Genomic DNA, 6,926 nt, shown 5'->3' with positions numbered 1-6,926 from the left:
GGTTTGGGGGGACTTGGGGGGGTGGCCCGTCACACTAATAATGTCCGGGCACGGTGATGGTTCCGTGACTTCCGAAATTTTTTAAGAAATATTTGAAGACGCCTGTCGCGAGCGTGCCTTCAGCCAGTCGCGGCCGGCATGGGCAAAGACGGCGCCGAGCACGATGGCACCGCCGACGATGCTGGCCATCGGCGGGATTTCGGCCAGGAACAGAAAAGCAAATAGGATCGCGAACGGCACTTCCGCCGAACCGAGCAGGCCCGATTCAGGCGCCGGGATCAGCCGCGAGCCTTCCGTCCACAGAATGGAAGCCAGTGCGAAGGACGCGCCGAAGGTGGCAAGCAGGATAGCGTCCCTTGATGAGACCGCCAGGGGATCGGTGACGAACCATCCGAGTATGAACAGCAGGAAGGCCGAAACCGCGCCGGCCCACACAACGGGCGTGTCACGGAACGCGCGAACCATGATCATGTACAGCGCGCTGCCGGCCGTCATCAGCAGCGCCAGCCCGTCGCCGAACAAATTGCCGGTGGCAAAACCCGACCACACCATGATGGCGACCCCGCACAGCGACACCGCCGCCGCCACCATCGTCTGCAGCCGGAAAGGCTCGCGCACGAGCATCCAGGCCAGTACGGCGGCAATGAAGGGCGACGTCGCGTAGATGACCGCGACATTGGCGACGAAAGTGAACTTGAAAGCGGAAATGAAGGCGATGCTGGCCAGTGCGCCTTCGATGGCCAGCAGCCAGCCGCGCCAGCCAAGCCGCAGCGGTTCACGGTTGCCGGCACGGCGGCGGCGCCACAATACGTAGAGGCTGATCAGGATCGCGCCGACAAAGCCGCGCCAGCAGGTGATCGTCAGCGGATCGGCATGGATCGACTTGGTCAGAACGCCGGTCAGCCCGAATACAGCCGCCGAGGATGATACCAGCAGGATACCCAGCGTGCGTTCGGTGGTTTCCGCGGTGGCCGTGATCTCAGTCATGCCGGCAGCCTACCTTGCCTCGTCCTGACATCGTCGTGTCGGGAGTAATGACCATCCACGTCAAAGCCGCTTGCGGAAATGTTCGCCGCCGACGATCAGCAGGCCGGCGGCGACGATAAGGGCGGCACCCAGGAACACTTCGCGGCGCGGCACGTCGCCCCAGATCGCGAAGCCGAGCGCGAACGCCCACAACAGCGAGGTGTACTCGAGCGGCGCCAGGATCGATGCCGGCGTACGCTTCATGCCCTCGAAGAGAAGATATTGCGCCAGGCCGCCGAGCGCACCGACGCTGGCAAGAAGCAGCAATTGTGCCGGGTCCGGCGTATGCCACCACGACAGCGCCGGCACCGCCGAAAAAACCAGGAAATAGAAATTGTTGAGGAGGAGCTGGATCGTCGAGCGCTCGGCAAGCGCCGTCTTGCGCAGAAGCACGATGGCGATGCCCCAAAGGCAGGCCGCCGTCAGTACCAGCAACACGGGCACGGACAGGCCAAGATGGGCGGGATCGCAGGCGACAAAGACGCCGGCAAAGCCGATCAGAACCGCCAGCCAGCGCAGAACGGGCACCTTTTCGCCGAGCAAGACCACCGATAGCACGGTGACGATGATCGGAGCCGCGTAATAGACGGTGGTCAGTTCGGCGAGTTGCAGGCTGCGGGCGGCATTGTAGTAACAGAGCCAGGCGGCGAGCGTGAAGGCGCTGCGCACCAGCATCGGCCGCACGATCGGCGAGCGCACCGTGTCGGCGAACAGCGGCCGCCCGCCGATCACCGCGCAGGCGCCAAGAATGGTGATGCTGCGGAAGAACATGATCTGCCAGACGGTCATGCCGGTGACCAGCAGTTTGATCGAGGCGTCCTGCGTCGAAAACAGCAAATAGGCGGCGCCCGTCAGCAGGATTCCGGCGAAGACCCTTTCGCGTGTATCGAGAATGGCGATATCGGCCATAAGGCGTGCGCCTGCTTGAGTGAAGGCGGCCCCAGCCCCCGGCGGCTCCGCACCTGCCAGCTATACGGGCGAAATCCCGCACGGCGCTGCTCCAGCACCGCGCTTGCTTTTGGGGCAGGCGGCAGTGGTGCGAAATGCAGCTTGTCCCGGATGCGGCTTCTGGCGCGGCACGGTCGATTGGTTTAGCATCATCTTATAAAGCCGGAGACGAAGGCAGGCGCGCAGAACGCCGGGGGACGGACATCGAATTGGCGCTCAGCTCATGCCAGATGTAGCTTGTGCGGGCGCGGCGTGACGGGCCGCTTCTGCTAGAGCGGATATTGCGGGGAGAAGGCCGATGCAGAAACTGCAGTCGCAAGGCGTCCATCACATCACGCTGGTCGGTGCCGGTCGCCAGACCTCGATCGATTTCTGGGAAGGGGTGCTGGGCATGCCTTTCATCTTCGAGCAGCCCAATCTCGACAAGCCGAGCGAAAGCCATCTTTATTTCGATCCGGGCGACGGCCGGCTGATCACCATCTTCACCGACGAGACCCGCACGGCCGTGCAGCGCCGCACCCCGACCGACCCGGGCTGCGTGCATCACATCGCCTTTTCGGTGTCCCGCGTCACTTTCCTGCAGGCGGTGGCCCGGCTCGACGAGCGCGCCATCAAACACAGTGGCGTCAAGGATCGCGGCTTCATGGATTCAATCTATTTCGAGGATCCGCTCGGCCTTCTGATCGAGCTTGCCTCTTATCGTTTCGAGCCGCCTGCAGGCTTCACCCATGCCGATGTGCTGATGGAGGCGCATAAGCTTCGCGTCACGCGTGGCGATTACAACATCGCCGAGGTGCATCTGGCTGATGCGATCCAGGCGCTGGTGGAACGCGCGCGCGCGACATTGTCGGCGGACCGGGCGCCCAAAAATCCATACTGAAGGCTGAACAGGCAAGGGAGGAACACGTGGCAAAAGCAGTGGCGAAAAGCGCAGGGAAACCGGCCGCCAAACCAGCGGCAAAAGCGGCAGCAAAAGCTGCGACCAAGACGGCGCCAAAGGCCGCCGGCAAGACCGCGGCCAAGGGCAAGGCGAAACCGGCAAGGAAATCGGCGCTGACCATCAGCATGCTGAAGCCGAGCGTCAACAACATGACCGTTCGCGTCTTTGCCCGCGCCGCCGGGCTCGACCATGCGGAGACCGATGCGTGGGGGCACACGCGCTCGCCCGAATACATGGCGCGTAATCCGGCCCACCTGACGCCGATGATCGAGGACAAGGGCCTGCCGCGCGGCGTGCTGTGGGAGAGCTGCGCCATCATGCAATATCTTTCCAACAAGCATGGGCTGGAGAAATTCTACCCGAAGGCGCCAGCCAAGCGGGCGATGATAGACAGCGCTATGTTCTATCTGATCGGCACGCTCTATCCCTATGTCGCGCGCGCCACCTATCCGGCGCTCGGCTTCCCGCAATATGCCGGCGAGGTCGGTCACAGCGACGCCCACCCAGACAGGAAATCGGAGGCACAGAAGGCCGCGGTCGCCGCCATTGCCGAGCCGCTCGAGGTCTTCCACTCCTTCTTCCGCGACGGCAAGCCGTTCATCGGCGGCAAGAGCCCGTCGATCGCCGACATCCGTCTTGCGGCGACGCTCGAATTCCTCGCCGTCATTGACTACGCCCTGCCCAAATGGGCGAAGGAATACATGGCTGCGATGGAGAAGAAGCTCGGCAAGGCCTATGCTGGTCCGGCCAGCGACGTGCGCGGCTACATCGCCCATGTGAGGTCGCAGGCCAAGGCGTGAGTCCAACCAGTCGATGGTGCGATGAGCTGCGGAAGCGGCCGCCGGACTGATCTCACCGGCGACCTCGCGGTTCCCCGCCAGCTTGAAGTTGGCGGGGCTTGCGTTAGTCTGGGCGCGGATGCAGTCGAATTTTTCTCTCGACCGGCTTGAACGCTGGAGTGGTGGCGTGGCCGCCGCGGCCTTGGCGGCAACGCCCGAAGACTTGTCGGCCCGCTTCAGCGCGGCGGCGAGGGTGCTGCTTGGCTCGGATCGTGTCTATGTTGGCTTCTATCGTCGCGACATAACATCCCTGACCATCGACGATGCCGGACCCGATCGCTGGAACCGCGACTATGATGCGCGCGTCTATCGCCAGGATCCGTTCTTCCAGAGGTTCGCCAGCACCAGACAGGATTTCCTGCTGCCGTTGTCGGCTCTCAGCCAATGCGATTTCCAGCGCACGCCGTATTACCGCGAATTCTACGGGCCCTCCGGCAGCTTCGATGAAATAACCGGCGTGTTCAACCTCGACGGACTGACCGCCGGCTATGTAACCTTTCTTCGCCGGGAAGGCGCACCGCGTTTTGGCGAGCGTGATCTGGCTGTGGCCGGCGCGGCGAGCAGCGCGACAAAGCTCATTCTGCAAAGGCTGCTTCATTTGTGCCGTCTTCGCGACAAGGGTTCCGCAATCGAAGCCGCGGGGTCGCAACTCAGCGCCCGGGAAAGGCAGATCGCGCGGCTCCTGATCGAGGGCGGCAGCTCCAAGACGATTTCGCGAAACCTGTCGATTTCACCCGGCACCGTGCGCAACCACATCAAGCAGGTCTACCGCAAGCTCGGTGTGCACTCCCAGGTCGAGTTATTGGCCATAGGCTGGAAGGCCTCGCCCAACTGACGGTTCGCCAGCTTCACTGTCCCGTCACGACGCGTGTCCACATGCGGTTTTGCAGTCGCAGCAGCTTTGCGTCGTTGTTTTCGACCACGAACAGCTTGGCCTTTACATCGTCGGACGGGAAAACGCCGGGATCCTTTGCGACGGCCTGATCCATCAGCGGCAGGGATTCCGGGATCGCATTGGCATAGGAAACATAACTGGAATTGGCCGCTGCGATATCGGGCCGCAAGTTGAAATCGATCCAGGCCTGGGCATTCTCCGGATGCGGCGCATCCTTAGGCACGGCCATCGTATCGAAGTTTATCAGCGTGCCTTCCGTTGGAATGGAATATGCAATCTCCAGCTTCTTCGCGGATTCCGCCGCACGGGTCTTGGCCTGCAATATGTCGCCCGACCAGCCCAGCACGACACAGATGTCGCCATTCGCCAGGTCGTTGATGTATTTCGACGAGTGGAAGTAACGGATATAGGGCCGCACCTTGCCCATCAGCTCTTCGACCTTGGCGAGGTCGTCCGGACTGGTCGACCTGGGATCGATGTGGAGATAGTTCATAGCCATAGGAATGATCTCCGCCGGAGCATCGATCATGGCGACGCCGCAATCGGAGAATTTCTTGACGACGTCGACGTCGAAGACCATGGCGAAGGAACCTGTCGGCGCATCCGGCATCCGTTGCTTGACGGCAGCGACATTGTAGCCGATCCCGTCTGTGACGGCCATGTAAGGCACGGCGTACAGGTTCTGCGGATCCGCACCCGCGATCAGCGACAAGGCTTGCGGATCGATTTTCGAGTGGTTTGAAAGCTTCGATCTTTCGAGCCGCAGGAAAGCGCCTGCCTTCACCTGGTTCTTCAGGAACGGAAAGGCCGAGGGATAGACCACGTCATATCCCGAGCCGCCGGTGAGCAGTTTCGTCTCAAGGACCTCGTTGCCGTCATAGACATCGTAACGGACCTTGATGCCCGTCTCCTTCTCGAATTTCTCAGCCGTGTCCGGGGCGATGTAGTCGGACCAGTTGTAGACGTTGACCACCTTCTCATCGTCCGCCCGGGCGACACCGAAGCTGATGCCGCAGGCAAGCGCGGCGGTCAGGATTGGGAAGAGCAGAGCGCGCATGGGTATCTCCTTTTGCCTGGCGGGCCGATGCGGCGCACCGTTCTGATTTCACTTCGGCACGCTTGCCGCTCAATGCCGGTGGGGCGCATAAACGGGTAACGTAATACAGGCGACATTGCCGCCTCCGAGCAGAATTTCGCGGGAGTTCTCGATGCCGACAATCTTGTGGTCGGGAAACAGCGTGGCCAGCTGTTGCTTTGCCCTCCCGTCGAAATCGCTGCCGAATTCCGGCACGACCACGACGCTGTTACCCGGATAATAGTTGATGTAACTCGCCGCGATCCGGTTGCCGGTCGGCCGTGCCCAGGTCGAATCGACCCGGTCCACGCTCTCGCTTTCTTCCATCGTCATCTCGATCGGCAGGGGATGGTGCAGCCGATGAACCTCCAGGCGACGGCCACGCGCGTCGCGGGCCGAGCGCAGCACCTCTTCGGCTTCGCGTACGATCTCATATTGCGGATCGTCCCGCTCGTCGGTCCAGCTCAGCGCCACAACGCCTGGACGAACGAAGCAGCAGAGGTCGTCGACATGGCCATCCGTCTCGTCGAAAGCAAAACCGCGCGGCAGCCAGATGATTTTGTCGACGCCGAGATAGTCGCCAAGCTGTTGTTCCACCTTCGCCTTTCCGAGATGGGCATTACGGTTGCGATTGAGCAGGCACTGCTCGGTCGTGATGAGCGTGCCTTGGCCGTCGCATTGCAGTCCGCCGCCCTCGGCGATCAGCGGTGCGCGATAACGGTCCATCCTCTCGATCTCGAGGACCTTTTGCGCCACGAGGTCGTCGAGATCCCAAGGCGAGTAGAGGCCGCCGTCGAAACCGCCATAAGCGTTGAAGATCCAATCGACGCCGCGCACTTCGCCTCGATCATTGACGACGAAATTGGGGCCACTGTCGCGGAGCCAGGAATCATTGGTCGACATTTCCACGACGCGCACATGGCTGGGCAATCGCGCTCTTGCGTTCTGCCACTGGCGGCTGGACGCCGCCACCGTCATCGGCTCGCTTTGTGCGATCGCCGCAGCGACATTGGCGAACAGCCTCTGCGCGGGCTTGGCGCCCAGCCGCCAGGTGTCCGGCCGTTCTGGCCAGATCAGCCAACAGCCCGATTTAGGCTCGAATTCGCCAGGGGCGCGAAACCCATCCTGCCTCGGTGTGGTCGAGAGCGTATGTGACATTGTGGGACCACCGGGAAATGGAATGACGAAACCTCGCCCGATCAG

The 6,926-nt window shown here is 62.1% G+C and carries 7 protein-coding genes; 3 read left to right on the top strand and 4 right to left on the bottom strand.

Features of this window, described 5'->3' with window-relative positions:
- Positions 1 to 81: 81 nt before the first annotated feature.
- A complete protein-coding gene (locus FJ950_RS14465) occupies positions 82 to 987 on the bottom strand; it encodes a DMT family transporter (RefSeq protein ID WP_140617239.1) in 906 nt (301 codons plus the stop codon).
- Positions 988 to 1,047: 60 nt separating this feature from the next.
- The gene (locus FJ950_RS14460; protein WP_140617238.1) at positions 1,048 to 1,935 is read right to left on the bottom strand and encodes a DMT family transporter; all 888 of its coding nucleotides are present in this window, start codon (positions 1,933 to 1,935) and stop codon (positions 1,048 to 1,050) included.
- 337 nt (positions 1,936 to 2,272) lie between these two features.
- On the opposite strand from FJ950_RS14460, the gene FJ950_RS14455 reads away from it, so the two are divergent.
- The 3 genes from FJ950_RS14455 (at position 2,273) to FJ950_RS14445 (ending at position 4,588) form a co-directional block, all read left to right on the top strand.
- Positions 2,273 to 2,854: a VOC family protein gene (locus FJ950_RS14455; RefSeq protein ID WP_015318526.1), complete on the top strand. Its 582-nt coding sequence runs from the start codon at positions 2,273 to 2,275 to the stop codon at positions 2,852 to 2,854.
- Positions 2,855 to 2,880: 26 nt separating this feature from the next.
- On the top strand, positions 2,881 to 3,714 hold the full coding sequence (locus FJ950_RS14450; RefSeq protein ID WP_140617237.1) for a glutathione S-transferase family protein: 834 nt from the start codon (positions 2,881 to 2,883) through the stop codon (positions 3,712 to 3,714).
- Between the two features lie 166 nt (positions 3,715 to 3,880).
- Complete coding sequence (locus FJ950_RS14445) at positions 3,881 to 4,588, top strand: LuxR C-terminal-related transcriptional regulator (RefSeq protein ID WP_246681316.1); 708 nt, start codon at positions 3,881 to 3,883, stop codon at positions 4,586 to 4,588.
- 13 nt (positions 4,589 to 4,601) lie between these two features.
- Here FJ950_RS14445 and FJ950_RS14440 read toward each other — a convergent pair whose 3' ends face one another.
- Both FJ950_RS14440 and aguA read right to left on the bottom strand, forming a co-directional pair.
- On the bottom strand, positions 4,602 to 5,705 hold the full coding sequence (locus FJ950_RS14440) for a polyamine ABC transporter substrate-binding protein (RefSeq protein WP_140617235.1): 1,104 nt from the start codon (positions 5,703 to 5,705) through the stop codon (positions 4,602 to 4,604).
- Between the two features lie 69 nt (positions 5,706 to 5,774).
- Complete coding sequence (aguA, locus tag FJ950_RS14435) at positions 5,775 to 6,881, bottom strand: agmatine deiminase (protein ID WP_140617234.1); 1,107 nt, start codon at positions 6,879 to 6,881, stop codon at positions 5,775 to 5,777.
- Between the last annotated feature and the right edge of the window lie 45 nt (positions 6,882 to 6,926).

It is taken from the genome of Mesorhizobium sp. B2-3-14 (assembly GCF_006442175.1).
Classification (GTDB): Bacteria; Pseudomonadota; Alphaproteobacteria; order Rhizobiales; family Rhizobiaceae; genus Mesorhizobium; species Mesorhizobium australicum.
Note: the sequence above shows the minus strand (reverse complement) of the source record. Positions and strands in the feature narration are given on the sequence as shown.

Coding starts and splice junctions, on each gene's coding strand:
- FJ950_RS14440 (WP_140617235.1), bottom strand. CDS start 5,705: ATGCGCGCTCTGCTCTTCCCAATCCTGACCGCCGCGCTTGCCTGCGGC.
- FJ950_RS14460 (WP_140617238.1), bottom strand. CDS start 1,935: ATGGCCGATATCGCCATTCTCGATACACGCGAAAGGGTCTTCGCCGGA.
- FJ950_RS14465 (WP_140617239.1), bottom strand. CDS start 987: ATGACTGAGATCACGGCCACCGCGGAAACCACCGAACGCACGCTGGGT.
- aguA (WP_140617234.1), bottom strand. CDS start 6,881: ATGTCACATACGCTCTCGACCACACCGAGGCAGGATGGGTTTCGCGCC.
- FJ950_RS14455 (WP_015318526.1), top strand. CDS start 2,273: ATGCAGAAACTGCAGTCGCAAGGCGTCCATCACATCACGCTGGTCGGT.